General features: G+C 65.5%; 1 pseudogene. It reads left to right on the top strand.

Features of this window, described 5'->3' with window-relative positions:
• Positions 1-11 precede the first annotated feature (11 nt).
• Positions 12-278, top strand: a pseudogene (locus B4920_RS26165) (histone deacetylase); the annotation flags it as partial.

Raw genomic sequence — 278 nt, 5'->3', positions numbered from 1 at the left:
GCTGCGAGCAGGTGCTGATCGTGGATCTCGATGTCCATCAAGGGGATGGCAGCGCCGCCCTGTGCATGGGGAGCCGGGACATCATCACCCTCTCCCTGCATGGCGAGCACAACTTCCCCCACCACAAGCCCGCCTCCCATCTGGACTTTGCCCTGCCAAATGGCATGGAGGACGACGCCTACCTCGAGACCCTGACCCAGGCGCTGTCACTGGCGCTGCGCCTCTACCGCCCCGACCTCATCCTCTACCAGGCCGGGGTCGACGTGCACCAGGCCGAT

Source organism: Zoogloea sp. LCSB751, assembly GCF_002028455.1.
Taxonomy (GTDB): Bacteria; Pseudomonadota; Gammaproteobacteria; order Burkholderiales; family Rhodocyclaceae; genus Zoogloea.
This window is presented reverse-complemented; position numbering and strand designations above follow the sequence as displayed.